Below are 26,557 nucleotides of genomic sequence, written 5' to 3'. Positions count from 1 at the left end.
GGGTGCATGCACCCGTTTCCATACGTAAAGACTCGACTACAAATTACTTGTTATCGTCTTTAACTTCTTCAAATTCAGCATCAACAACATCATCTGCTGCTTGAGATTGTGGTTGCTCTGCTCCAGCTTGAGCACCTGCATCACCGCCCTGTGCTTGCGCTTTTGCTTGTGCAATTTCAACTAATTTTTGCGAAGCCTGAACTAAAGCTTGCGACTTAGCGTCAATCTCATCTTTGTCTGAACCTTTAAGCGCAGTTTCTAAATCAGCAATAGCTGATTCAATAGCTTCTTTATCATTAGCAGCTAATTCTGCACCCGCTTCTTCAACTTGTTTCTTAGTTGCATGCACTAAACCGTCAGCTTGGTTACGAGCTTGCACTAACTCTTCAAATTTCTTATCAGCATCGGCATTAGCTTCTGCTTCTCGTACCATCTTTTCCACTTCTTCATCTGATAAACCAGAAGAAGCTTTAATGGTAATCTTCTGCTCTGTACCAGTATCTTTATCTTTAGCAGATACGTGTAAGATACCATCCGCATCAATATCAAATGTAACTTCAATTTGTGGTACGCCACGTGGTGCAGGACGAATACCTTCTAAGTTAAATTGACCTAGAGATTTGTTCGCACTCGCTTGTTTACGCTCACCTTGGATAACGTGAACCGTTACCGCAGATTGATTATCATCAGCAGTTGAGAAAGTTTGCGACTTCTTAGTTGGGATAGTCGTGTTTTTCTCGATTAACGCTGTCATCACACCACCCATAGTCTCAATACCTAGAGACAATGGCGTTACGTCTAACAATAATACGTCAGTAACATCACCAGAAAGCACACCACCTTGGACAGCAGCACCTACGGCAACAGCTTCATCAGGGTTAACGTCTTTACGAGGTTCTTTACCGAAGAACTCAGTAACCGTTTTTTGAACTAGTGGCATACGTGTTTGACCACCCACTAGAATCACGTCATTTACGTCGCTTACAGATAAGTCTGCATCTTTAAGTGCTTGCTTAACTGGCTCTAATGATGCTTTAACCATATCTTCAACTAAAGACTCTAATTTGGAACGAGTTACTTTAATATTTAAATGCTTAGGACCTGATGCATCAGCTGTAATGTATGGCAAGTTCACTTCAGTTTGTTGCGCAGAAGACAACTCAATTTTAGCTTTTTCAGCAGCTTCTTTTAAACGCTGCATAGCTAATGGGTCTTTGCGTAAATCAAAACCTTGGTCAGCTTTAAACTGATCAACTAAGTAGTTAATTAAGCGATTATCAAAGTCTTCACCACCTAAATGAGTATCACCATTAGTCGCTAATACTTCGAACGTATGCTCGCCGTCTACTTCGTCAATTTCGATGATTGAAATATCAAACGTACCACCACCTAAATCGTATACAGCAATAACGTTATCGCCAGACTTTTTGTCCATGCCGTACGCTAACGCAGCAGCAGTTGGTTCGTTGATAATACGCTTAACTTCTAAACCTGCAATTCGACCAGCATCTTTAGTTGCTTGGCGTTGTGCATCATTAAAGTAAGCAGGAACAGTGATTACTGCACCAGTTACTTTTTCACCTAAATAGTCTTCTGCAGTTTTTTTCATTTTTTTCAAAACTTCTGCAGAAACCTGAGGTGGTGCCATTTTCTCGCCTTTCACCTCAACCCAAGCATCACCATTGTCTGCTTGAGTAATTTTGAATGGCATAATATCTACGTCGCGTTGCACTTCTTTATCTGTAAAACGGCGACCAATTAGACGCTTAATCGCGAATAACGTATTTTGAGGATTCGTTACAGCTTGGCGCTTAGCAGGCTGACCTACTAAAGTTTCGCCATCTTCTGTATATGCAATAATTGAAGGAGTTGTGCGATCACCCTCTGCATTTTCAATAACTTTTGCTTTGTCGCCGTCTAAAACAGCAACACATGAATTGGTAGTACCTAAGTCAATACCGATGATTTTGCCCATTTGGAAAATCTCCGAATAAATTAAATGTGTTAAAAACCTGCTTTTTTAGTGGGGTCTTTCTATTCAGTATTCAATACCCATACTAAAAAAAATTTGTTGCTAAAAGTCGTCTGCTTTATAGCCTTGACCTATAAGTAAGGCTGCATTTAGCCTTTTCAAGCCACAAATGCCAAATAAATTAAAAATAACCTTACGTTTGCCGTTTTTTCGAACAAATTGACTCGCCTTAAGTTTGCCAAGGCAAAAACAAATCCCTAAACTTCACACAAACTAAATTTAATTAATGCATTTTATGAAAATTATCTCATTCAACATAAACGGCTTAAGAGCTCGCTTACACCAATTACAAGCAGTAATAGATAAACATCAACCAGATGTGATTGGACTGCAGGAAATAAAAGTCCATGACGATGCTTTTCCTTTGCAAGCAATTTTAGACATGGGCTATCACGTCGAATTTTTCGGTCAAAAAGCACATTATGGCGTAGCTTTAGTGTCTAAGCAAAAACCAACTTTTGTGCAAAAAGGCTTTAAAACCGACGATGAAGATGCGCAAAGAAGAATGATCATTGCTACGTACCAAGACGAGCAAGGACAAGATGTGACTGTATTTAACGGTTATTTCCCACAAGGTGAAAATCGCGATCATCCAATAAAATTTCCAGCAAAAGAAAAATTTTATCAAGATTTAATGGCTGAGCTTAATAACAATTATTCACCAGAGCAAAACATTGCCATAATTGGAGACATGAACATTTCACATACAGACTTAGACATAGGTATTGGTGAAGCCAACGCCAAAAGATGGTTAAAGACTGGTAAGTGTTCATTTTTACCTGAAGAAAGAGCATGGTTGAATACTTTATTAGCTTGGGGCTTTACTGACACATACAGAAACTTACATCCACAAACGACTGAGAGATATAGCTGGTTTGACTATCGCTCTAGAGGATTTGACGACAACAGAGGCCTGCGAATTGACCTAGTATTAGCCACTCCAGCATTGAGTGCGAGAGCGGTTGAAAGTGACATTGACTACGAGTTGCGTGGTATCGAAAAACCCTCTGACCACGCGCCAATTTGGACAACTTTTAAATAAGGTAAAATGATGCTGTTAAACCTCTTGGTATTTTTTGCTGTCGCTTACTTAGCTTTTGATAAAAGTACACTTCGGCTTTTAATGACAGAGAAAAACAAACAACACCTTCTTTTCGGTTATACAGCATTGCTTACCATATTATGGTCAATTCAAGCGAGTATCTATGATGGCTTAGAAGTTCACTTTTTGTGGATGTCGGCCTGCACATTGTTTCTTGGCCCCCGATTAGCTATTTATGCAGGTTTTATTGCAACATTAATCAATTGCATGCTCGGCAGCTATCAATGGGATAATGCCTATATGCAACTAATCTGTGGTGTATGTATTCCGGCACTAACAACCTACCTGGTTTATGTTATTAGCTATCATAAATTGCCGCGGCACTTTTTTATCTATGTATTTATTTGTGGATTTTTTGCTGGTGCCTTATCGATTTGTTTAAAAATGCTCAGTATTTCTGGCATATTGGCACTAACAGGCCAATATAGCTGGGAACTTGTATTCGACAATTACCTTATTTTACTGGTTTTGCTCGCTTTCCCTGAAGCACTTTTAAATGGTATGACCATGACAATTGGGATAATTTATGCCCCTTCTTGGGTAAGGACCTTTTACGACGAACAGTATTTAGATGACAAATAGATTTACTGGCATAAAATATACACCTAACAGATATAGATACTCATTTTTCGTTTTATTCATGGAATTTGCTTAAATGCGCACTACTCAATATTTATTAGCTACACAAAAAGAAACCCCTTCCGATGCTGAGGTAATCAGCCATCAGCTTATGCTTAGAGCGGGTATGATCCGCAAACTTGCATCAGGTTTATACACTTGGCTACCTTCGGGGTTAAAAGTTTTACGCAAAGTCGAAAACATCGTCCGCGAAGAAATGAACAAAGCTGGAGCCATCGAGGTTTTGATGCCAGTTGTGCAGCCTGCAGATCTGTGGGAAGAATCAGGACGATGGGATAAATTTGGGCCAGAGTTACTTCGTATACAAGACAGACATCAACGACCTTTTTTATTAGGCCCGACTCACGAAGAGGTTATTACCGAATTAGTTCGTAAGGAAATAAGCAGTTACAAACAACTGCCGATTAATCTGTATCAAGTGCAAACTAAATTCCGTGATGAAGTTCGCCCTCGTTTTGGGGTTATGCGTTCACGTGAGTTTTTAATGAAAGATGCTTATTCATTCCATCTAGACAGCGATTGTTTAGAAAAAACTTACCAAACAATGCATCAAGCATACTGTAATATTTTTGACCGTTTAGGTTTAGAGTATCGGCCAGTGCTAGCTGACACAGGTTCAATTGGTGGAAGTACATCACACGAATTCCATGTTTTAGCCGAGTCAGGTGAAGATGCCATCGTCTTCAGTAATGGCAGCGACTATGCAGCCAACATAGAAAAAGCCGAGGCACTGGCACCTGAAGGTGAACGTCCACAAGCAAACGAACAATTAAACAAAGTAGCAACGCCAAATGCCCATAGTATTGCAGAAGTAAGCGAATTATTAAAAGTCGACCATAAACAAACCGTTAAAACGCTATTAGTTGTTGGAGCAAATGACGAAGGTGAAGCTGAAGGTGTTGTTGCATTAGTACTGCGTGGTGATCACGAGTTAAACGAAGTTAAAGCAGAAAAGTTCCCAGAAGTTTTTGCTCCATTAACCTTTGCTGCCGAAGAACAAATTAAACAAACAGCTAATTGTGATGCGGGTTCTATCGGCCCTGTAGGTTTAAGTGTCCCTGTTATTGTTGACTATAGCGCTGCGCATTTAGCAGACTTTGTTTGCGGTGCAAATGAAACAGGTTTTCACTTAACTGGCGCAAACTGGGATAGAGATATCAATAACTATAAAACAGCAGACATTCGCAATATTGTTGAAGGTGACCCAAGCCCATGTGGCCAAGGGACACTCAGTATTAAACGAGGGATTGAAGTTGGACACATATTCCAATTGGGCACCAAATACAGCGAAGCTATGAAAGCCGGTGTTTTAACTGAATCAGGTAAACATGAAACACTGACTATGGGTTGTTACGGTATAGGTGTTTCACGCATAGTTGCCGCAGCGATCGAGCAAAACCACGATAAATATGGAATAAAATGGCCTGCTGCAATAGCCCCTTTCCAAGTGGGTATATTACCAATGAACATGCACAAATCGCATCGTATTCCTGAAGTTGCAAATAAGTTATACCAAGCATTTCAAGATGCGGGTATAGATGTTTTATTCGATGATAGAAAGGAGCGCCCAGGTGTTATGTTTGCTGATATGGAACTAGTGGGTGTACCACATGTGGTTGTTATTGGTGAACGCAACCTAGATGAAGGCAAAGTTGAATATAAAAACCGTATGACTGGTGAAAAACAGTCACTTGAAATTGATCAAGTTTTCGATTTCATTAAAAACCTCCTCTAGTTTTCAACTCTCCAATCTAAGGCCAGTGTCTATCTGGCCTTAATTAAATCTATTGATTTACAGTCGCATCTTAATAAATTGGTCTACACTTTTAATAAGTTTTAATAATTGACACTTGTTAAACATGAGTGATAACGACTTATTTGAGTTTGCCGAAGACACGATTACTGAACAAAAAGAAACACAATATTGGAAAATATTAGTGGTTGACGATGATAACTTTATTCATCAGGTTACAGGGTTAGTGTTAAACGATCTGGAAATCGAAGGAAGAAAGCTCCAGTTACTCAACGCATATAGCGGCTCGGAAGCTAAAGCAATCTTACAACAAGAGCAAGATATCGCACTGGCTTTTGTTGATGTTGTCATGGAAACCGATCACGCCGGATTAGACTTAGTCCATTGGATAAGAACCGAATTACAAAACAAATCTATCCGCCTTATCTTACGCACCGGCCAAGCAGGAACAGCCCCTGAAGAGCAAGTTATTAGAGATTACGACATTAACGATTACAAGGAAAAAACAGAGCTAACCGCTCGCAAACTTGCAACATGTGTTTTTTCAGGCATAAGGTCTTACAGAGACATAGTCACCATAGAAAAGAGTCTAAACGGGTTCCAACGGCTAGTGTCAGCGTCAACTAACATTCTAAAAACGCACTCTATAATCGAATTTGGTTCCGCTTCACTTATACAACTTTTCGATTTATTAGAAATTGAATGCTCATCACTGTATGTCGCTCACACTTCAACTGACAAATATACCGACGACGATAAAATCATACTCGGTGCAACAGGTAATTACGTTGGCTACGGTCACAACTACAGCAGTATCAATATTTCGGATAAATCTAAAGCGCTTATAGACAGTGCGTTCGCCAATAAAAAAACGTACATAGATGAGAATATTTATGTTGGCTACTATCAAACAGCTGATCTAACTGAGTCAGTACTTTTGGCACAATTTACACAGCCAGTTGATGAATTCCATATTCGTTTATTAGAAATCTACGCGACCAATATAGCGCTCGTTTTCGAAAATGTAACCTACCGAGAAGACCTGACAACTACACAAGCTGAATTGATATATATACTAGGCGATGCTATTGAGATGCGCAGTAAAGAAACTGGCGCACATGTTAAACGCGTTTCTTTAATTTGCCATGAACTAGCGAGTTTGTATGGCTGCGATGAAAAATTTGTTAGCACTCTAACCCACGCAGCGCCACTGCATGATGTTGGTAAAATTGCGATACCAGAGCAAATTCTGCATAAACCCGGCAAGTTAGATGCAAAGGAATGGAGCATTATGCTCAGGCATGCAGAAATAGGAGGTGATTTACTGAAAAACTCTCGCAAACCAATAACCAAAGCGGGCGCAAAAATTGCCAGGCATCATCATGAAAATTGGGATGGAACTGGATACCCAGATGGACTCATTGGGGAGAAAATCCCACTTGAAGCCAGAATAGTCGCAATAGCCGACGTGTTTGATGCATTAGGCTCAAGGCGCAGCTACAAAGAGCCATGGAGTGATGACAGAATTAAAGCATTATTAAAAGAAGAATCTGGGAAAAAATTTGAGCCCAGACTCGTTGATATCATGTTGGAAAATTATGAATTATTTACCACTATACGAGAACTAAACCCCGACGAATTCTAAGTCGAAAGCCTCTGTAAACTAACGGTATTTCGAGTTACACTTAGACTTTAGTTTATTAAAGTCTAGTTGTTTTATGATTATAGTTATCTCTCCAGCTAAAAATTTAGATTACGAAACAGATGTGCCCACATCAGAATATACTCAGCCTGAGCTATTAGCCGACAGTAAAGACCTTGCTGATGTATGCAAAAAGTTAACACCGCTTGATTTGTCAAACCTAATGGGCATTAGCGACAAATTAGCAGGTTTGAATGCTGCTCGCTTTGCCGACTGGACCGATACTTTTACCTTAGACAATGCCAAACAAGCTCTGTTTGCGTTTAATGGTGATGTCTATACGGGGTTAGATGCATACAACTTAAAACCTGTTGCAATTGAATATGCTCAGCAACACTTAAGGATATTATCTGGATTGTATGGCCTGCTAAAACCACTCGATTTAATGATGCCTTATCGTTTAGAGATGGGGACTAAACTTGAAAACCCGCGCGGGCGAAATCTGTATCAATTCTGGGGCAATATTATTACTAATAAGCTAAATGAGTTAGCTGATGAAGTAAACGGAAAAACCTTGGTAAATCTAGCTTCGAATGAATATTTTAAATCAGTAAAAGCTAAAGAGTTTAACGGAAAAATTATTAGCCCAGAATTTAAAGATTGGAAAAATGGACAGTACAAAACTATCAGCTTTTTTGCTAAAAAAGCTCGGGGGTTGATGGCTCGATACCTAATTGAAAACGAAATTGAAACGCTCGATGGATTACGCAAATTTGAAATGGCAGGTTATCAGTATAGCCCAGAGCTCTCTACGGACATCAAGCCTGTTTTTTGTCGTAAAGAGCAATAACCAAACAACAATTGCATTAACCAGCTAATAGCGCTACTAGAACATGAGCGCTATTAGTATCCCACCCAAAATCAGTCTATATACCACAAAAGGCAACATGCCCATCTTTTCGATTACCGACAAGAAAAAGTAAATACATGCATAAGCACTAACAAAAGATAAAGAAGTTCCCCAAATAATAGCATTCCAATCTACAAGCTCAGTCCCTGTGGCTAATTTGAGTGTCTGATAAGAACCAGCAATTAAAATAATTGGAATCGACATCAAAAAAGAAAATTTTGCCGCTTCACTGCGGCTTAGCCCTAGCAATAATCCAGCCGTTATAGTTATGCCGGAACGAGATGTTCCAGGTATCATCGCAATCGCTTGAGCAATGCCAATAATTAAAGCCTTTTGCCAACTTAACAGATTCATTGATAGTGTTTGTTTTGCTTTTGCATCAGCCCACCAAAGTAATAAACCAAATACTATAGTTGTGGTTGCAATAACAGCGGTAGAGCGAGCGTAAACCTCTATTATATCTTTAAAAGCGAGTCCAAATAATAAAGCAGGAATTGTCGCCAGCGCGACTAACCAGCCAAGTTTAGCATCCGCTGAAGATGTTTTATTCGTTAGTTGCCGTAGCATGGCTGCCAATATAGTTTTTACTTCTTTTCTAAAATAAATAACAACCGCGGCAAGAGAGCCAACATGAACAGCTACATCAAACGCTAACCCTTGGTCATGCCACCCTAAAATTTGTGAAGGTAAAATCAAATGCGCTGAGCTTGATATGGGTAAAAACTCGGTGAGTCCCTGTATTAATGCTAAAACAATAATTTCTATAATCGACATCTATCAATCCCAATGAAAGTTAATAGTCCAAAGTTTTTGTTGTGGGTTGTTATACTCAGCCTTTAACTGACTATAAGTTTTATTCAGTTTAGGGTGAAGTTGACTAGGGTAAATATCACACAGTGGAAATAAAACAAATGCATTTTCTGTTATTTCGCCTCTTGGTAGACTCAAAGGTTGCTCTGTGACTTCATTCCCGTAAAACAATAAATCTAAATCTAAGGTGATCTCAGATTTGTTTTGCGCACTCCGGTTACGTCCATATTGATTCTCTACCGATTTTAGTAATCTTACCAATTGGTTTAGAGTCAATTCAGTATTACCACCAAAAACGATGTTGTTAAAATTCTCTCCGCCGAATTTCACCGGCTCGCTCTCATATACTGGAGATATAGACATATCTTCAATAAAAGGCCGAAGCAAGAAGATTGCTTTTTTTAGATGAAATTCAGTTTGCTTGTTTGTGCCTAGGCTAACTGCTACTAATGTCATTAACGCGCCCGCTCAATTACTATTCCTACACGAGCGTTTTCAAGCGCATCCGGCTTAGTTATTTTTAACCTGATCTCTTCTATTGGAAATTTTTTGAACAAGACCTGACACAACTTTTCACCTAAGGTTTCTATCAACTCAAATTGACGAGCACTACAATAGATTTGTGTAAAGTCGGCAACTGCTGAATAGTCAAGTGCTAATGATAAATCATCGTTAGCAGCAGGTGCTGAATTATCCCACTGAATATCTAAATCAAGTATTAAACTTTGTTTAATTTTATGCTCCCAATTAAAAACCCCGATAATGGTTTCTATGGTCAAATTGTGAATAAACACAATGTCCTTCATTTTTGCACCTAAATTAATTATGACAGCTTGGTGAATTGAGTTAAGAAATATTGTAAGCTCTAAGCTTGTGCAGTTTACCCTGTTTTATCTTTGGAAAAAACCTAACTCTATGTCAACATCCCTATTAATTATGCTAGTTGCTGCCTATTTAATCGGTTCGATGTCTGGCGCTCGCATAACATCCCGCCTATTCAATACATCTAGTCCAATTGAACACGGTTCAAAAAACCCAGGAGCGACCAATATGTATCGAATAGCTGGTTTTAAACCTGCTATCTGTACTTTCACTATTGACGTATTTAAAGGGACTATCCCATTGTGGGGCGCTTATTTTTTAGGCTTCCAACCATTGGAATTAGGTTTAATCGCGATCAGTTGCTGTATTGGCCATATATTCCCAATCTATCACAAATTTAGAGGAGGAAAAGCCGTAGCGACAGCCTTTGGAGTATTACTACCTATAGGTTTGGAGCTTGGAGTCGCTTTGGCATTAACTTGGATAGTGACTGCTTATAAAACACGCTACTCTTCTATTGCATCTATTGTTGCAGTGTCACTTGCACCTCTGTTTGTATGGTTGCTAAAACCTAAATATACTTACGCTGTGTGTATGTTAACTGCTTTAATCATTATTAGACATATTCCAAATATCAAAAGATTGTTACAAGGCTGTGAGCCAACAATTGATAATAAAAGAGAGCGAAACAGCTAACGATTAACGTGGTTACAATAACTGGTTTATATCTAATAAACCTCTCACCAGTTGTTCTTTCAAGCATTTATTTAAACGTTTTATTTTGTATTCAAGTTGATAAGCTTGTCTTTTGGATATACAGGCATGCGATAGTTCAACTGAAATCGCCTTTCTAGCTCTGAAGTATTTAGCAGCAGGTTTAGCTTGGGACATGTGTTCTTGAAAACGGCGTTCAACATTGGTTGTAACGCCTGTATATAGGCTGTTATCGTGATGCAAGCCGCGAAAAAACAACCTTTAAACTGCGATAAGTGCGAAAATTTAAAAAATCAAAATATCATCAAAAAGTAACATATGTAACTAGAAAAATACTCGCAAAACAAAATCAATGGGTACTATACCGTTTTTGATACACACATTCATACTCAATTTCAAAATGGACAGGGTCTAACTTCTCATTTAAAAATTTATACAAACCGGTATCCTTTGCTGATTCATGAAACTCTATCAAAGTAAGGCTATCTCCAGGCATTAGATAGCCCTCTCGAGCGGGAATAGAACCTGAAAAAGAAACTTTATTAAGATCAATGCCTGCTTCAAGAAAAGCACTTTCCATATCGAAGTGATTCTTTATTATTTTCCTCTTACCTAAATTAACCATAACAAGCGCCTTGATTATAGCTACCCCTTGGCCTTTATTTTCAACCCGAAAGGATATTGGCTTAGCAGTATCAAACCTAAAATTGCAATTTAAGTACGGTCTCAAAGAAAGCTGATTATGCTTTCTCTGTATTTTAAGTTGAACAAGAGATACAACTAGTGCTAATAAAGCTATAAAAGTTGCGCATATAGCGGTTACGTCTGAGGGTGTTAGAGTCATTAGAATCAATAGCAGTATTAATTTACTGTCCTTTACAAAAGTTAAGACAGAACAACATAACTTAACTGCCTATCTTTTTAAACCGTTTTATAAAAAACTCTATCGATTGTGATTTTTTGATTGTCTTGCCGTGCTTTCGGCGTTCGTAGTGGATTGTTTTGATGCCGCGTTGGGCTAGGAACTTGATTAATGGGCGTAGTAAGCTGATTGTTAAGCCTTGGCATGATAGGCCTTTAATCGTTGCTTCATCATATATGCCGTACTGGACTAATAGCGTGCCATTGAATGTATCACTGTCTAGGTTAAGTCGAACAAAATGGCCAATCTCTTCAAACTCATAATCAACTTTCATATCTCTATCTCGGTATAAGGCAAATCGGCGGCTTTCGCCAACACTCTGCCAGCTTCTATATAAACCTTGTCTGATACGGCGTAACCTTCGCCAAATACAGTTATTGCCACGCCACTGTTTAGCTGCACTTTGCAGGTACCATCAGCATTTACCGCGGTTACAGTCGCAACCGTTTTACTTTGGTTATCGCCAACTAGGGCGGTTAAGCGCTGTAAGTTATTGCTCATAACTTCGATACCCTGTAATTGATTGGCGCACGGTTAACAGCCCTTTGTTAGAAACTTGGGCCGATACACTCACCGCATCACAAATAACTTTGTATTGCTCGGCTGACTCGTCCACCGCAATCAGCGCACCTGGTTTAATAATGGGCAAGCCATCCATAATGGTGGTTGTGTAGCTAAAATTTGCGCCTTTGCCAGCTTCGGCTAACTCACTGGTACCGCGCTGTCTTGCGGCATCTATATGGGTAATGAGTGAGTCAACAACATCCGTGGCCAATTTGTCGCCCAATGTGCCATTACGTTTAATTTTGGTTGATACGCCTTGCTGCTCACCACGTACAAAAACCGCGTTATATAAGGGTGTATTGGCTGGGTTGTCGCTCTGGCTAAATATCACTGAATCATTAATCTGGTGGTCTTCGGTTGCTTGGCCAAGTGTCCAGTACGGTGCTTTATTTCGCGGCAATAACTGAATGTCTTTAAAGTCAGTATCGGCGATTACTATGCCGCCTGCGGCTTTTGCGATAGTAGTGATAACATCAATGGTTGATGCTGATTGTAGGTTTAATGCGCCTGCGGGGATAAGCCAATCGGTTAAATCAAATGTGTACGTCCAACCCGTACCAGTAAGCACGTCATTAATAATTTGCGTTGCATTCATTGCGCTTGAGTTCGCATAAGCGGTTGGAATTTCAAAAGGCTGCGCGAGCCTTGCAACAATAGAACGACCAGAAACGCTAAACTTGTTGCTGCCAAATGCTTTGCTGCGGCTTATATTTTCAGCAATGCCGCGAATAACATGGCCGTTTAACTCAATGCGAACGTCCACAGGTTCGCCATTTACGTGGGCAAGTTTAGCTGCTTCGCCTTTGCTGGCGCATTGCATTGCAAAACTAAAGCCCCACTGGTCACGGCTGGTATTCATATTGAAAGAAGTGATATGCACAGGCGCATTATCAGAATCTCTAAAACATTTTAATGAGTGGATCACTTTGTGAACTCTCCTGCGATAAACCGTTGTTATGATTGGCTTGTCTATTGTGGGTACTGATGTGGTTGGCACAAAATAGCTACCACCCGTTACACAGACTTTCGGGTTTTGCTGGCCATCAAAGTTAAATGTGAGTGATGACAATGAGTTATCCCAAAAGTTGAATTTAACCTGGCTTGGCCCTGGAGGAATATATTCATAATGGCAGATATGAAAGTACGGTACAGGCCCCCACAAAATTGTGGTGGTGTCGGTTACTTGCTCTACATGATTAAAGCGTGCGTTATAGTGAACACTTTGTGCTTTTAAATCCTGGTACCCAAATTTAAATGCGGTTTCAAATTTGGGTGGTAGCTGATAAGTGGTTTGTAATTTAGCAGCGAGTACCTTGCTATGTTTAAACAAAGATACAACGCCATTTACCAATGCGTCTACTTCTCTATATATAGAAGTTAAATCGGTTGCGTCATCGGCTTTATGGCTCCACTGCATTTTTACCGCTGTTGAATTGGTCTGCTCAATGTGTAAAAAGTCAGTCCCTAAATAGACAATAGCAGGCGCAATTTCTTGCCAAAAAGTATTTACCAAATCGTTTGCTTGCTCCATTGGCTGCAAATATTGCACGTTTAAATCAGCATCAATACCTTGGTTTTGTTTATAACTAAATAGCAAAGGGGTAATTGTATTGGGTGGTGGCGCTGCTGGTTCAATAACCACAACATCATCCACACCAAAGTTAAATAACAAAGGTATAGGTGGTTGATAGCTGAGATTAGTGAAATTAAATATCATGCGAACATCGCCCGTACATCGGCTGATAGCTCAAAACTATCAGGATCAAACACAGGGCATGAGTCAGCTTGTCGAACCTCGGCAGGAAACGCACCTGATGCATAATTCTTTTCAGCTGTTAATGGCGCATGTGCAACAGGCTGAAAATACACAACCGCTTTGAGCGTCACACTGCCACTGGTAATTTGTTCATCTGCTTGTGTTGGCCAGTTCGGCTCTACTGCGCCCAAACTGCCATTATTCAAAACATGGTAAACAAACCCGTTGGCGATACTTGGCCGAACAACCTCACCAACTATCACCAATTTTAACGCCCCAAATACATCACCAAACTGCTGCCAACTTGTCGCAATTAAATGTGTTGCCGACGTTGTGTATAAACCTATGGTAAAACCACCATCGCCCGAACGACTTTGTCCAGCGCCAACCTGCGTAATATTGCCGTTTAAATACTGATTAACCACAATTGGCCGCGATACGTTTTGGTTTTGCTCTTGTGTTTGACCACCAAGTAAATATAAAGCGGGTTCGCCTGAGCCAATAACGTTTGATTCAACACTGGTAAATAATTCGGTAATAGCGCTGTTATCACTTTCGAGTTGGCTTGCACTTGGATTGTATGGCTCACGTAAGTCCTCCGCGGCCTCACCTAGAAACTCAATGCACCCAGTTAAACTAAATGCTCGCTCTGTGCTATCTGAGTCTAAGCTTTGCGGGTTGTATAAGTACTTAAAGCCCATGTTTACTCCAAAATAACTTCAGGTTTAACAGGGCTAAATATTTGCGGCTTGTTTATTGGCTTGGCAGCAAATACGGCTGTGCCAATGGTAACGGTGCCGCTTTCAGGGTAAGTGTTGGTTTCTGGCAATGTTGCACCTGTTGTACCAGCTGTCGTGCAAACATAAGCAATGCCTGCATAGTCCGCGTGGTGAACAATTTGACCGACTGTGTAAGCTTTACTAGATTGAATTTCAGTGCCAATTTCATCGTCAACAATTACAGTGACGCCTGTTTTGTAAGGACTGGTTTGAATACTAAATTCGCCTGTTAACTCGTCACTATAAGTGCGAGCAATACGACCACCATTGAAGTCTTGCACTGTAATTCGGCGTTTGGCAGGTACGCCGTCTAATTTAGATATGCCTGCAACTCGGGTGACTGGTAAACCACTGTATGGTTTTATTTTTAATGTGGGTAATGCTCCGTCAACAACGTTCCAGTGTTCTGGAGCTAGATTTGGGTAAGATGCAGCTAACAATTTATCTGCATTTAAAACAAGTCCTTCTGAGGCTGTTGACGTAATAGGTGCCGAGCCTTCAACATAATATGACGTAACACTCGAATAGCTTGAACTCGTTGATAATTTATCAAGCGTAGACCCTTGCAAATTGAACAAACAATTTTGTAAATTTTGAGGTGGCGTATCAAGCGTAGCCCCTCGAATGTCACCATAATTTCCGGTTAACATGCAATTGTATAACTTACAACGACGAACTGGGCCATAAGACGATACACCGGATTTTCCTTCAACGTCTATATGCAGGTTGTAAATCTCAGCTGTATTTACCCCTATAAATAAACAGTCAAATCCGCTATTTGAATGCAGTATCGGAAAATATAGGCTATGTCCGTTACCATTAATCACACTGCCATCAATGCTAGCGATTTTCAGCGTAAAAATAGAAAGATAGGTTATGTCTATATCTGCAACAACTTCAAAATACTTACTCTGTGCACTACCATCCGAATGCTCATCACCAATCAAAGCTAACAACGCATCTTCATTATGAATAATGTAAGGATTAACCGCTGAGCCATCACCGCCCAAAAACTTTGTTGTATCTAAAGCCATACGTAAAAACTCCCCAATTAAGCTTGTGTAATATTGCCGCGTATCTGCACGCGGATATCGTCTTGTTCAATAGATGCAATACTTGGCAACACCGAGCGTACAAACCATATGGGTTTGGCTGCACCAATTGTGTTAAACCGCAGAATATTGCCGATACTCCAGCCGCCTGACCAACCAGCGCTGGGCACTGTAAAATATGGCAAGCTGGTTTGTGGGTTTATTGGGCTAAAGTCGACCGTTTTATTACCAGTGCCAACTAAACCAAGCTGCTCGCCATACAGTTCAAAATTATCAGAATCTAAAAACTCAATGCGCCAACGCTCTGTTATTGCGCTGCGGTTATTTACCGTGATTGGATTATTGATGTTGTCAAAACCCGCGTCGGCTGGTTCGCCTGAAACGTCATTCGTCCAGTTACCTAGCCAAACATTTTGGTCAAATACATGTTTAACCTGAGCGAATAAATCACCAAGCTGCAGTGCGGTACTAATATAGGTATCACCAGCGGTATAATTGCGGCTAATCGGCAATGCGGTATACACTCGGTTGCCTTGCACACCGCTGACTAAAACAGTTTCTTCTATCATGTCAAAGGCGGTAAACGGAGCGGTGAAACCTTGGGCTAACCAATCAGTATTAACAGTTACAATACCTGTGGCTTGGTCGAGTGAATAATGCTGATCGTCGGCGGTATATAAACTAATGCCGTTTGCATCCACAATATCTACCCAGCCGACATTAATACGGCCTAAATCAATGGTATCGTTAATGGCTGGCGTGGCTAATGCTTGTTCTTGAGTGTTGTGAATAACGATCACATCAAACTGACGGATAAAAGGCACACGACCATTTGTCGGCAAACGAACAGGATCAATTCCAGTTAATGCTTCTGGTACCGCCGTATCTTTATAAAAAACATAATCGTATTGGATAGACTCAGCCAACACAGGCGAATCAAAAGTAACACTGACCAAACCATCTAGCGACACGGTGCCCGAGCCGCCAGTACCTGTAATGTCGCCATTCGCATCAGCCGATAAACTAACTAAATTGTCATTCGGCAAAGTCGCACGAATATTAAGTGATTCACGCTTAAATTCATCGGTTGTAATGTTGAACGTTAAGTTGCTGGTTGTTGCTAACAAGTTTTTTAAGTACATATTGTTAAACAACTCAAGCGGCAAACTGGTGTTATTTTCAGTCCAGCGAATATCACCCGATTGGTAATCTATACTGCCCACATTGGTTAAAGTTGTGGTTTGACTAAAGTAGGTACCAAAGTTTTGCACAGTCGATTTTTTCAAAATATCGCCTGCTTTATCGTATAAACGTTCTATGGTTTTGCTGGTAGATGTTGCCGAGGTGACTTGTTCAAACAACAAACTACCTTCAACAATGGCGGTGTCTGCTGGCAAGTCGTAATTATACAAATTGGCGTCGTTGGCATCTGGTGTTACGTCGTCGGTTGTTGTCGGCGGGTAGGCACTCTGGCTTATATAGTTAAATGTAACTTTTGCATTGCCTGGTACATTGTTACTAAAAACAGCTTTAAGCTGGCCGTTTGTATAGCTAACCGTGCCGTTACTCGTGCCTTCTTCGTTTACTTTTAAAATAAATTTGTGTGTGCTCGACCCCAAAAAACCACTATAAGTTTCAGACCAAGTTGCAACGGCTGTAATGCTACCTAGCTTAGGTACGTCGGCTATTTCAACTGTAACGTTTTTAGTTTGTGCAAACACGGTTTCAACAATACTCGCGGTTCGCACTTTACCCGTGCCATCATCATTTAACGGTTTGTACGCATCAGACGTTTCCACACTAACCGCTGAATCTTCAGTAAATACACCCTTAATAAAAGGCACCAACTGAGTTTGGGTATCGTTCACCGTAATAACATCATCACCCGCGGTTATGTCGTCGGCTAAAATAGTCACGCCTGCATATTGTGCGTTGTCTACCAGCTCGGATGTTTGGCGCAATACCGTCGGCTGAATTTCAACCATAGCACCAGCTTGGCCAACGGTTGGGTCAAACACATTGGCTGTTTTGGGGTAATCCTTATTGAGTGGTGGGTCAATTTCAACTTGCTGATATGTGCCAAAGTTTGTGACTTTAGTTACTTTAAAATACTGCCCCCCCTTGGGTAAGTTGTTTGCCTCTGGTTGGCTGTACTCAATGCCAATGTAGTAAACCTGGTCTATCTCAAAATCATAACCCGTTGTTAAATACAGTGCGGTTGCGTTGGCGAACTGGTCGTCTAATGTTTGCGAATCGGTAATCACCAAGGTACGGCCTGCATACCCCTCGGCTCGTTCTTTTGCACCTGAGTTTTGCTCGGCTTCCGTGCTGCCAACAAAAGCCATTACTGAAACTCGGTTATCTTCTGGTGGTTTAGCGATAATGATGTGGGCGTTGCCATAGGTAGATGTGTTTGCAGTATCAACCGTTGCAAATACTTTGCGAAAACTCACATTACCCGCAGCGTGATCTATTGTGCCAACGTTATCAAATATCTCATTAAGCTTACCGTCTTCAACTATATTGCTTGTGCGAAATCCGCCCGCGTCGGTTTCATCCGTCATTTTTTGTGACTTGGCTAGCTTGATGTCTGAGCGCGTAATCGTCATGGTTAAACCTCAATAAATCTTAGAATAATGTTGTTTATGTAATCAGGCTCTGCATCTGCAAAATTAATGTCTGGGCTACCGCTAACAGCTTGCTGGCTAAAGTCATACATTACGTTGTAGTTGGTGCCATTAATGCTGAGGGTAAATTCGCTTGCAGCATTCGCCGCGGCATGGTTTTCTAACTGGTTAAACACCGTCGTTGGCTCGCTATCACTGGTTAAAATAATGGGTCGACCAGCTAGCACTTGCGACTGTTCAACAAATAAAGCGCCATCGGTTGCATAGGTGTTTTGCGCGTTTACTGGGCTATAACCGTAGCGGTTTTGCCAAACGAATTCGGGTAAATTTATAGTGCCGTCTATGATGATCATGATGTGCTCTTAATTCTTTCTAACTCGCTGATAAAATCTGACTGGCCTTCCATGCTAAAACGCAATAAATCAAGTGATTCAGTAAGCTGGCGCAATGCGCGGGTGTTGTCTGTTATTGTGCTGCTATCTGCACCAACAACACGGGCACTGTTGTTTGAATTTGCGTTTGAACTTTGGTTATTTGAGCTGCTAGCGCTTGAACTATTGTTGGAATTACTGTTTGTGCGCTGTTTGCGTGCGGCATCGGTAACCTTGTTGTATTGTTCGTCTACAATGGCAATTTGCTTGGCGTAGTGGTCACGCATATGGGCAAATTTAGTGGTAGATGCCGACTTATTGTACTGAGCACGTAAGTCTGATAATTCACGAGCACTGAGCTTTTCAATGTCAACTGACTCGCCACTGGTTGTTGTTAAGGTGCGCGACTCGGTTAAGTTATTGCGGCTATTTTCGGCGCTGTATTGTCTGCGTTGGTTGTTTAGCTGGGTTTGTATATCTAATTGCTGCTGCAAACCACCGTTGGTTTGTTGCAATTGCAGTTGAAGTAAACGCAGTTCCTCTCGCAACCTTGCAATTTCTTTGGCGTTTGCGCTGGCAGAGTCTGCACCTTGTTCATTTGAATCTTTTAAGTTTAAATTTGCACGCGCAGCTTTTAATGCTGGGTCAACAATTCCTTTGGTTGCTTTGGCTGTTGCATTGGCAGCTTCTTCCCACTTTTTATATGCTTGTTCTAACTCGTATACGCCAACTTCACCGTTTTTGTGAGCTTTGTTAATTTGCTCATAGGTTTCTTTTGCTTTTGCTTCGGTGTCTTGTAAGGATTTAGTGGTCACAATGCCTGCTTTGCTCATAACCAAGCTTAAATCTTCAACTGATTTTTTAGCTGTCTCGTCAACGGTTTCAATGCTTTGTTTTTGAGCTTCTGTTGTTTTTTTAAGTTGCTCAGCCGTTTGTTGGTAATTTTTAGTAACAGTTTCGTTACTGCTTTGGGTAATGGTTTCCCAGGCTGTGTGTACGTCTTGAATATCTTTTTCAAGTTCGGTTTTAAACGCGTTAGAAACAGCAAGCAAAGCTTTTGATTGTTGCTGAGCTTTTTGCGCTAAAGTATCTGCGCCCATAAACTCAAATACTTTTGCCCAACCTGCCAATACTTCACTAATTAACAAGGTAGAGGCTTGGGCAATGCCTTTTAAGCCCGCGGTAAAGCTATTAAAAACAAATTTAAAACCCGCAACTATGCGCTCAGCACCTGTTAAAAACGCATTAATGTTATCAAGCAGGGCTTTAATGCCTTGGCCGCCGTTTGCAACCATACCTGAAAAAAAGTCACTCACTTTTTTGGCTGCGCGGTCTATAGTTCCGTCTTTAACTAATGAGTCAAATGTTTGATTCAGTTGTTTCATAAAGTCGATAGCAACTTTATAAACACCCGCATCAGCCATCTTTACTTTAAAACCTTCCCACTTATTGCTGATTAACGCAATTTGGCCACTGAGTCTATCTAGGCTTTTTGCGGCTTGTCCTTCGGCTTGTTTGCCCATTTCGTCAAACAGTTTTTGCATTGTCTCGCGGCCGAGTTCGCCGCTTTCCGACATTTTTTGCAGCTCAACCGTGTTTTTACCTGTTACTTTGGCGAGCAAGTCCCACACGGGTACGCCACGCTCAACCATTTGCAATATTTCTTCACCTTGCAGCTTTTGTTTAGCCCAGGCTTGGCCAGCTGCTAATATAATGCCGTTTAACTTTTCTTGGCTGCCACCTAATTTGGCGTTGTAATCTACCAATGATTGCATAGAGCCATTCATTGGATCTAACCCAAAGGTTTTTAAACTGGTAAAAGCTTCGCGGGCATTTTCTAACCTGGTCCCCGTGTTATTTGCAAAATCAGTAATCCATTTGGTTGCTTGGTCGCCTTTTTCAATACTGCCCATTAATGCTGTCATTTGGCTGGCAAAAGCCTGCGCTTTATCACCAGCGCCCAAAATACCCACCAAACTATCACGTACTTTATCTAAGCCAACATAAGCTGCGCCTAAACCCACAACGGTTTTGGTTAAGCTGGCAATGCCGCCGTTTGCTCCTGTTAAAGCGCGTGTTTGCTCGCCTAAAGCTTTATTTTTTGCCGCTATTTGTTGGCGTACATCTTTGGCTTCAGCTGCTAATTCTTTTTCAGCACGCTTGAGTTCATCTGTGTTTACATCAGCATTTTTAAGCGATTTAACGGTTTTATCCAGTTCAACACGCTTGCCTTTTATTGCTGCTTCAACTTTTTCAATTTCGGTTTTTAGGTGAGTAATTTCTTGCTTAAACTCAGCGGTGTCGTTGCCAGATTCAGCCGCTTGTTTTTCATATTCGGCCAGTTCCGCCTTTAATTCTTTAGTGGTTTTTTCTGAGTTTTCTATTTCAGTATTAAGTTGTTTAAATTCATCTATCGCGGCAGAGTTTTCACCAATGCCATCAAGAGTTTTACTTAAATCGTCTAACGATTTTTCAGTTTTATCTGCTGTGCTAGAGGTGTTTTCTAATGATTGTTTAACCTTATCAAATGCAGTGCTTGCTAAGTTTTTAGCTTTAATTGCAATTTCTAACGCTAGATTTTTAGCCATAGTTCACCCTGCGCAAGTTTTAACGGAATAGATGAAGGGCAAAAGCCCTTCATTAGTTACATATTTATTTTAAAAATTAAATGTGTTACTCAGACGGGGTAATGTCGGTATATTCAAATGGTGAGTCTTTACCGGACACCAATTTGCAGTTACCTGACAAAGTTGTGCTAACAAATTCACTGGCCATAAAATCAACCGCATCAGTTGGTGCCACCGTCGCTTCAAAAATCTCTAAACGACCTGGTTTACCCGTTGCTAGGTTTTTCATATCTCCAGTGATGTTCATTCGAATTTGGCTTTTAATACCGCCTTTAACTTTTGTGCCGGTTACTGCGTTGTATTGGTAGGTTAATTTAATATCCGCTCCAGCTTCCAACGAGCCGCCTGCGGTTGCACGAATTAAACCTAACGCATAGTTAACTTCGTAATTTGCTTCGGTGATTGGGCTGTCATCACTGGCTAATTTCGCGCTAATACCTGCTGCAGCTAAGTTTTTGTTCGGCAGTTGAGTCCAACGACCACCGGGTAAAATAGTTACCGCACCATCGGTTACATTACCACTACCTTCGTTTACCGTTGCAATATCACCAAGTAAGGCCATTGCTAATAACTCTGCTGGCTGGTCATCAATTGAAATTGACACGGTTGACGGCTGAGCAATTGAAACCGAATCAAGCGCTTGGCCAAATGTCGCTTTTTCTTTGATGTTCGAGTCATTTGCTCGCTAGGCGTATTAATTGCTAACTGAGTCACGTTAATCGGACCAATTTTGCCCTGGCTTACACCCGTGTCGCTTAAACGATCAATAAAGATGTCGCCTGATAATAATAAACCATTCATGTGGTTATCCTCTTAGTCTAAAATTGACGCTAAACGCCAGTGGGTAATATGCAAAACCTTTGGTATATCGTGGTCTTGCGGGTGAATTAATTCGGTTAAGTGCGCCAACATTTGGCACAAAACTGTCTTTTTGCAGTTGCTTTAACGTTGCACGTATTAACTTTCCAGCCTCTGCATTGGTGTCACGACCTTGGCGAACCGCTATTACCACAAGCCAAATTTGCATGACCTGGGTTTGTATACCGCCATTTGAAACATCGGGTACACGGTCGCCAAAATAAATAACATGGGCACAAGGTGCTTTTTGGCTGCGTTCTTCAACTTCGGCTAAGTCGTTTGTTGAACAAACATCTTTAAAGCCTTCAACCTTTTCAAGCACGCTGATTAAATGCGGCTCTGCGGCTAAGTAGTCGTCGCCAATATCCAACATTAGATAAACCCTTTGCTCTTTTGGCGGCTAAAGGTGTGGCCGTCTGACATCATCACAGCCACAGTGCCAACACTTTCGCTAGGTTGGTTATTGGCAAGCCCTAAACTTAACTCGCCTTTACCAACAGAGCGTAAAAAGCTAATGGTTGCGTTATAGCGTTTTTCGACTTGCTCAGGTGCACGGTCGTCACTTAACAAATAGCGCGCTATGTCGCAACAATTGCGCTTTAAAACTTCAGGTGTATTGGCCAATGGCAATGTATAGCGACCCGCGATATAGCCGTTTATTTCGGCGGTTGCGTCTTGTAATGCCTGGTCAACAACTTCGTTAAATTCAACGCTGCTGTCGTCGCGCTGAGCCAATAGCATTAGCTCGTCTTCACCAAAACGCGCCACCATATCCACTAAAGTCGCATACATAGTGTGTTACTCCGCTTTCGCCTTAGACTTACCAGTTACACCGGTTGGTGATGGGTTAGCGTCCAGCTTCCCCGACGTATCTGTACTTGAATCTGGTTTATCTTCAACTTCAGATACGCTAAGTTTTTCATCTGCTTTAAGCTGTGCCAGTTGCTGCGCTGAGAACCAGCTTTCATCAAACTCGTTACGACCTTGATTGAGCTTAACGCCCGCCCGACGATAGCCAGCGTGTGCGCCGCTAATAACAATAATTTTCTTCGCCATCTCATGGTTTCCCCTAGTTAGGTTTGTACAAAATGATAGGTATTAATAAAAATGGGCTGCCTTGCCCAAGGTTCATCCTTGCGAGCACAGGGTATTAATCAAGCCAAGGCACAACTAACACGTCAACGGCTTTAAAGTTGGTGTTGCTCTCGCCCTGGGCTTTGTTTTCGGCTTCAATCACAGCTTTTGCTTTAGCACGATTTTTAGGGCCAACTACAAGCAAGTTAGGCATTACACCCAGCTTGCGGCCTTGGTCTGACTCGTAGCCCATCATGGTTTCCATTGCGCTGTTAAAGTTGCTTTCGTCAAGCGTAGCTTTTGAGCCAAAGGCTAATTGCCAAAAACCAAAGCCAGCGTTTACCCGCGCATCAACACCGTATAAGTATTCATCTGTCATAAACACATGATCTGAATTGCCTGCATCGGTTTTAGCTTGTAGGCGATAGTCGCGGCGTTTTTGAAAAATGAGTGGTTTTAATGGGCGGCGCGTGTCTAACAAAAACCATGCGGCGTTTGAACCTGCTTGCATGTTTGAAACAGACTGTTCTTGGCCTTCTTTACCAACAGGGTGGTCAGTGTCAAAAAAGTATTGGCCGTCGTAACAAGTTTGGGTAAATCCATTGGCCAGCAAAGCAAACACCAACTGATCAGGATGGGTTTGTGCCGCATAACCCATATCTTCAAACTTTTTCATTAACGCTGGGTAGCGGTTATCTTCAATGTAGTCGGCTGGGATACCTTCGGTGCCTTCGTACTTTTCGTTTTTAATGGCATAGCTGTGCGCTTTGGCTTTGTTGATTTGACGTTCACCAATCCATTTTTTAAGTGCAGAAAACTCCCCCAGCCATTCGTAATTTTCTTGACTGGTTGAGCTTGGCATTTCGGTTGCAATACGCTCCCACTGCGGTGAGTGCATAGCAATACCACGCGCAAAAGCGGCGTTTACTGCAGTATAAAGTGACGATAAGGTTTGTTTAGTAATGTCCATTGCTGGCTCCTAAATTTGTAAATTTGGTTACAGTTTTAGTTAAGCGGTTAAACGCCTAACTCAACCCAAACGCCGTCAGAGTCGACTTGGGTAATCTTTCCGGCTTTGGCACGACCATCGGTATCGCTGTCTATCGACACATTCAAATCGTCAACAAAATAGGCATCACTGCCAACGTCATCGATAGTGATATCCGCCGATACAAACTTATGCTCGCCTGTGTCTACTTCCACCATAATTGCGCTATCTGCGCCATTGGCATTGTCTGCAAGCATGGTTGCAACACCTGCGCTTAACGCCGAGTTGTTATCCGTTACCGCAATAGCCAAACCTGCGGCCAATAACACGGGGCGATTACCTGTTAACACTGCACCTGCTTTTACTGGGTAGGCGCGTTTCCCGCTTAATCGTTTTGCTGGCATTTTTTTAAACCTTTAAATTAAGTTAATGAAACAAAACCCGCGCTTACGCCTGAGCTTTGCGTGCGGCTAAAAATTCGTCTTCACTTAAACCAGTTGCTTTAAGTACAGCTAAATCTTCAGCGGTTAAATTGCCCTTGGCGTTATCATCTTGAGGCGGTTTGGTTTGTGTGGTTTGTTTGCCTTTTAACGCTGCAATAGCTGGGCGGGCATCTAATACACCTTTTAAAACGGCCACACCGTTTTCTTTGCCTAGCTTGGTTAAATAGTCAGTTTCGGCAGCTACAATTTTGCCTTCGGCTTGAGCGTCAGCAATTAAGCTTTCAATTGATTGGGTGTTTGAGTCTTGGCGCAATACCGCCAATTCACCAACCACTGCGTTGTAAGTTGCAATAGGCACATATTGGGCTAAATCGACATTACCTGGGCTGGCTTTTAACGCAGCAACTTGGTCGGTTAACTCATCTGCTTGTTTGGCTTTAGCTTGCAAACCTGCTAACGCAGTTAACGCGGCCAGACCTTGTTCGTCTGTCATTTCATCGCCAACTTCAATACCAAGTTTGGCCAGTAAGTTTTTTAAGTGTTGGTTCATTTCGGGTGCTCCCGTGTTGGATGGGTGTTGGGTAAATTTTTCAGCCGCCAGCGCAGCAATAGCATCCATGCCGTCAAGTCCTGGGTAATTGGTTAGCGCGGCCATGCGTATTTCTGTTGGCTCACCTGTTTGTTTGTCGTAGGGAAAAACCGCCGAGATATAGCGATACTCACCATTTTTTAAAAAAGCCTGTGCGCGCTCTGTCCATTTAGGTTTTATGTACAAACCTTTGCCTGGGCGATATTCCATATCTTTAAAAAAGCCACTGGCGGGCGCTGGGTTGCCGTTTTTGTCGGCTTGCAAGGTTTGGTGTTCGTAGTCAATTACTAAGTCGTTTGCGCGTAATTGCGCTTGGCTAATAAGCTGCTGTGCGCGCTCTGGTGTGAGCTTCCATTTTTTATTGGGCACATCATGTGGGCGGCCATCAATTGCACTAAACTCGCCATCTGGTAACAACTGCACCCAGCCGTCGTTATCTGCTGTATTTAACTCACTGGTTAATACAGCCATACCTGGCATTTGAGTTGCGGTTAATATGGCAAGCGGGTTTTCAAACATGGTTCAGCTCCAAGTTGATTAAACAAAATCAATTCGATTGAGCTGTAGGTTAATGGGCTAAAGCTGATTAGGTCATATAACCTGAGTTAAAGGTTTTTTAATGGGTATTTTGTAATTTTTGCGGGGTTTGGTAAAAATTGGCTGCGGGAATATTGCTGGTTTAATTTCTGTCGATTTCTGAGCTATTGTTTCATCTTAAAACACTCAATGACAAGCAAAAAATAAATGGTGCGCTTAAAAGGCGATTTAGGGCGTTTTAGCGCATTTTATCAATCTAGTAAAAAACCGCCTAATATTTCTAATAAATCATTTTCTGACTGACTATCTAAACCAAGGTAAGGGCGAGCTGGAATATTGCGTGGGCCAGCTGGCATTTCAGGCGTTCCACCAAACTGATGAATAGCCGCATATACTTTGTTACTGCCAATACTGGCCCAGGTATCGCCATAGTCTGATTCTATGCTTGCAGCTAAGCCGCCAGCCGATACCTGCAGTATTTGACCACCCACACGTTTGGGATTTTGTTTTAAGTAATTGTCGCTTAACGCTTCCCAAGGCTCGCCTGTGGGTGCGCGTTCATCGGAAAAAGCTTGCTCGGCAGCATCTTCCAACGTTGCTGCTGCTTCTTGCATAGCTGGGGTTAAGTCGTCCATTTTGTCGGCTATTTGCTGTAATACATCAATAACGGCTGTGCTATTGTGTTCTACCTGTATTTGATTGCTCATATTGTTAAAGCCTACTTTTTAAACTATGATTTATCCACGCGGTAGTTGCCCGGACTGGTAACGGGGTACAAGCCTGACGAGGCCATGTATTGATGTAGGTTCGATTCCTGCACTACCGATACTTTGTAATTGTGCGGTGTGTGCCTAAACCTGGTGATGGGGCTAGCATTGCTAGCGTAGGCAGGTTCAATTCCTGTCCACCGCACATATTACATCTCTTTTGTATACACGTATCAATT

29 protein-coding genes and 2 tRNA genes are annotated in these 26,557 nt (G+C 41.6%); 8 read left to right on the top strand and 23 right to left on the bottom strand.

The annotated features are described in order from the left end of the window. Positions 1-43 precede the first annotated feature (43 nt). Entirely contained in the window at positions 44-1,975 is a 1,932-nt protein-coding gene (dnaK, locus tag DS2_RS10560) for a molecular chaperone DnaK (protein ID WP_035014731.1), read from the bottom strand. 292 nt (positions 1,976-2,267) lie between these two features. On the opposite strand from dnaK, the gene xthA reads away from it, so the two are divergent. From xthA to yaaA, 5 genes are all read left to right on the top strand, one after another. Then, positions 2,268-3,074, top strand: coding sequence for an exodeoxyribonuclease III (gene xthA / locus DS2_RS10555; protein WP_035014729.1), 807 nt, complete (start codon positions 2,268-2,270; stop codon positions 3,072-3,074). A gap of 6 nt (positions 3,075-3,080) precedes the next feature. Next, on the top strand, positions 3,081-3,716 hold the full coding sequence (locus DS2_RS10550; RefSeq protein ID WP_268745625.1) for an energy-coupling factor ABC transporter permease: 636 nt from the start codon (positions 3,081-3,083) through the stop codon (positions 3,714-3,716). 73 nt (positions 3,717-3,789) lie between these two features. After that, positions 3,790-5,508 (top strand): proline--tRNA ligase, encoded by a 1,719-nt coding sequence (locus tag DS2_RS10545; RefSeq protein WP_035014727.1) that lies wholly within the window; start codon positions 3,790-3,792, stop codon positions 5,506-5,508. Positions 5,509-5,632: 124 nt separating this feature from the next. Beyond that, positions 5,633-7,171 (top strand): DUF3369 domain-containing protein, encoded by a 1,539-nt coding sequence (locus tag DS2_RS10540; RefSeq protein WP_035014725.1) that lies wholly within the window; start codon positions 5,633-5,635, stop codon positions 7,169-7,171. A gap of 73 nt (positions 7,172-7,244) precedes the next feature. Then, a complete protein-coding gene (gene yaaA / locus DS2_RS10535) occupies positions 7,245-8,018 on the top strand; it encodes a peroxide stress protein YaaA (protein ID WP_035014724.1) in 774 nt (257 codons plus the stop codon). A 36-nt stretch (positions 8,019-8,054) separates the two neighbouring features. Here yaaA and DS2_RS10530 read toward each other — a convergent pair whose 3' ends face one another. Genes DS2_RS10530 through folB form a run of 3 tightly spaced genes read right to left on the bottom strand, consistent with a single transcriptional unit; the run spans position 8,055 to position 9,694 of the window. Further along, positions 8,055-8,852 carry an undecaprenyl-diphosphate phosphatase gene (locus DS2_RS10530; protein WP_035014723.1) on the bottom strand — a complete coding sequence of 266 codons (798 nt, stop codon included), beginning with the start codon at positions 8,850-8,852 and terminating at the stop codon, positions 8,055-8,057. Between the two features lie 3 nt (positions 8,853-8,855). After that, positions 8,856-9,344, bottom strand: a complete 489-nt coding sequence (folK, locus tag DS2_RS10525) for a 2-amino-4-hydroxy-6-hydroxymethyldihydropteridine diphosphokinase (protein ID WP_035014722.1) — start codon at positions 9,342-9,344, stop codon at positions 8,856-8,858. Next, the gene (folB, locus tag DS2_RS10520; RefSeq protein WP_035014721.1) at positions 9,344-9,694 is read right to left on the bottom strand and encodes a dihydroneopterin aldolase; all 351 of its coding nucleotides are present in this window, start codon (positions 9,692-9,694) and stop codon (positions 9,344-9,346) included. Before folB ends, folK begins: the two co-directional genes overlap by 1 nt. Before the next feature lie 109 nt (positions 9,695-9,803). On the opposite strand from folB, the gene plsY reads away from it, so the two are divergent. Continuing rightward, positions 9,804-10,406: a glycerol-3-phosphate 1-O-acyltransferase PlsY gene (plsY, locus tag DS2_RS10515; protein WP_035014720.1), complete on the top strand. Its 603-nt coding sequence runs from the start codon at positions 9,804-9,806 to the stop codon at positions 10,404-10,406. A 12-nt stretch (positions 10,407-10,418) separates the two neighbouring features. Here plsY and DS2_RS21050 read toward each other — a convergent pair whose 3' ends face one another. The 19 genes from DS2_RS21050 to DS2_RS10425 form a co-directional block, all read right to left on the bottom strand. Next, positions 10,419-10,667 carry a GIY-YIG nuclease family protein gene (locus DS2_RS21050; protein ID WP_160168557.1) on the bottom strand — a complete coding sequence of 83 codons (249 nt, stop codon included), beginning with the start codon at positions 10,665-10,667 and terminating at the stop codon, positions 10,419-10,421. A 106-nt stretch (positions 10,668-10,773) separates the two neighbouring features. After that, entirely contained in the window at positions 10,774-11,049 is a 276-nt protein-coding gene (locus DS2_RS20445; protein ID WP_152537591.1) for a hypothetical protein, read from the bottom strand. Positions 11,050-11,329: 280 nt separating this feature from the next. After that, a complete protein-coding gene (locus tag DS2_RS10500; protein WP_035014717.1) occupies positions 11,330-11,620 on the bottom strand; it encodes a hypothetical protein in 291 nt (96 codons plus the stop codon). Further along, entirely contained in the window at positions 11,617-11,847 is a 231-nt protein-coding gene (locus DS2_RS10495) for a hypothetical protein (RefSeq protein ID WP_035014716.1), read from the bottom strand. The genes DS2_RS10500 and DS2_RS10495 overlap by 4 nt, the downstream gene beginning before the upstream one ends. Further along, positions 11,837-13,627, bottom strand: coding sequence for a hypothetical protein (locus DS2_RS10490; protein WP_035014715.1), 1,791 nt, complete (start codon positions 13,625-13,627; stop codon positions 11,837-11,839). The genes DS2_RS10495 and DS2_RS10490 overlap by 11 nt, the downstream gene beginning before the upstream one ends. Beyond that, complete coding sequence (locus DS2_RS10485) at positions 13,624-14,367, bottom strand: hypothetical protein (RefSeq protein WP_035014714.1); 744 nt, start codon at positions 14,365-14,367, stop codon at positions 13,624-13,626. The genes DS2_RS10490 and DS2_RS10485 overlap by 4 nt, the downstream gene beginning before the upstream one ends. A 2-nt stretch (positions 14,368-14,369) precedes the next feature. Beyond that, positions 14,370-15,479 (bottom strand): hypothetical protein, encoded by a 1,110-nt coding sequence (locus DS2_RS10480; RefSeq protein ID WP_035014712.1) that lies wholly within the window; start codon positions 15,477-15,479, stop codon positions 14,370-14,372. 17 nt (positions 15,480-15,496) lie between these two features. Then, the gene (locus tag DS2_RS10475) at positions 15,497-18,106 is read right to left on the bottom strand and encodes a hypothetical protein (RefSeq protein ID WP_035014711.1); all 2,610 of its coding nucleotides are present in this window, start codon (positions 18,104-18,106) and stop codon (positions 15,497-15,499) included. Positions 18,107-18,108: 2 nt separating this feature from the next. Next, a complete protein-coding gene (locus tag DS2_RS10470; protein WP_035014710.1) occupies positions 18,109-18,477 on the bottom strand; it encodes a hypothetical protein in 369 nt (122 codons plus the stop codon). Further along, positions 18,474-21,083, bottom strand: coding sequence for a tape measure protein (locus DS2_RS19895; RefSeq protein WP_051479793.1), 2,610 nt, complete (start codon positions 21,081-21,083; stop codon positions 18,474-18,476). The genes DS2_RS10470 and DS2_RS19895 overlap by 4 nt, the downstream gene beginning before the upstream one ends. 85 nt (positions 21,084-21,168) lie before the next feature. Then, positions 21,169-21,726 carry a hypothetical protein gene (locus DS2_RS10460; protein ID WP_235188581.1) on the bottom strand — a complete coding sequence of 186 codons (558 nt, stop codon included), beginning with the start codon at positions 21,724-21,726 and terminating at the stop codon, positions 21,169-21,171. After that, positions 21,687-21,923: a hypothetical protein gene (locus DS2_RS20845; protein WP_235188580.1), complete on the bottom strand. Its 237-nt coding sequence runs from the start codon at positions 21,921-21,923 to the stop codon at positions 21,687-21,689. The genes DS2_RS10460 and DS2_RS20845 overlap by 40 nt, the downstream gene beginning before the upstream one ends. A gap of 4 nt (positions 21,924-21,927) precedes the next feature. Then, positions 21,928-22,353, bottom strand: coding sequence for a phage tail terminator protein (locus tag DS2_RS10455; protein ID WP_035014709.1), 426 nt, complete (start codon positions 22,351-22,353; stop codon positions 21,928-21,930). Then, entirely contained in the window at positions 22,353-22,772 is a 420-nt protein-coding gene (locus DS2_RS10450) for a gp436 family protein (RefSeq protein ID WP_035014708.1), read from the bottom strand. The genes DS2_RS10455 and DS2_RS10450 overlap by 1 nt, the downstream gene beginning before the upstream one ends. Before the next feature lie 6 nt (positions 22,773-22,778). Beyond that, the gene (locus tag DS2_RS10445) at positions 22,779-23,036 is read right to left on the bottom strand and encodes an HI1506-related protein (RefSeq protein ID WP_035014707.1); all 258 of its coding nucleotides are present in this window, start codon (positions 23,034-23,036) and stop codon (positions 22,779-22,781) included. Positions 23,037-23,130: 94 nt separating this feature from the next. Beyond that, positions 23,131-24,024: a Mu-like prophage major head subunit gpT family protein gene (locus DS2_RS10440; protein WP_035014706.1), complete on the bottom strand. Its 894-nt coding sequence runs from the start codon at positions 24,022-24,024 to the stop codon at positions 23,131-23,133. 47 nt (positions 24,025-24,071) lie between these two features. Continuing rightward, positions 24,072-24,446, bottom strand: a complete 375-nt coding sequence (locus tag DS2_RS19890; protein ID WP_051479792.1) for a hypothetical protein — start codon at positions 24,444-24,446, stop codon at positions 24,072-24,074. A 43-nt stretch (positions 24,447-24,489) separates the two neighbouring features. After that, positions 24,490-25,593, bottom strand: a complete 1,104-nt coding sequence (locus tag DS2_RS10430) for a phage protease (protein WP_035014705.1) — start codon at positions 25,591-25,593, stop codon at positions 24,490-24,492. Between the two features lie 269 nt (positions 25,594-25,862). Next, complete coding sequence (locus tag DS2_RS10425; RefSeq protein ID WP_035014704.1) at positions 25,863-26,318, bottom strand: phage virion morphogenesis protein; 456 nt, start codon at positions 26,316-26,318, stop codon at positions 25,863-25,865. Between the two features lie 39 nt (positions 26,319-26,357). Here DS2_RS10425 and DS2_RS20440 point away from each other — a divergent pair. Next, positions 26,358-26,437 (top strand) — tRNA-OTHER (locus DS2_RS20440). Positions 26,438-26,451: 14 nt separating this feature from the next. Then, positions 26,452-26,523 (top strand) — tRNA-Asn (locus DS2_RS20435). Positions 26,524-26,557: the final 34 nt, after the last annotated feature.

The sequence above is a fragment of the Catenovulum agarivorans DS-2 genome (genome assembly GCF_000568405.1).
GTDB lineage: Bacteria > Pseudomonadota > Gammaproteobacteria > Enterobacterales > Alteromonadaceae > Catenovulum > Catenovulum agarivorans_A.
Note: the sequence above shows the minus strand (reverse complement) of the source record. Positions and strands in the feature narration are given on the sequence as shown.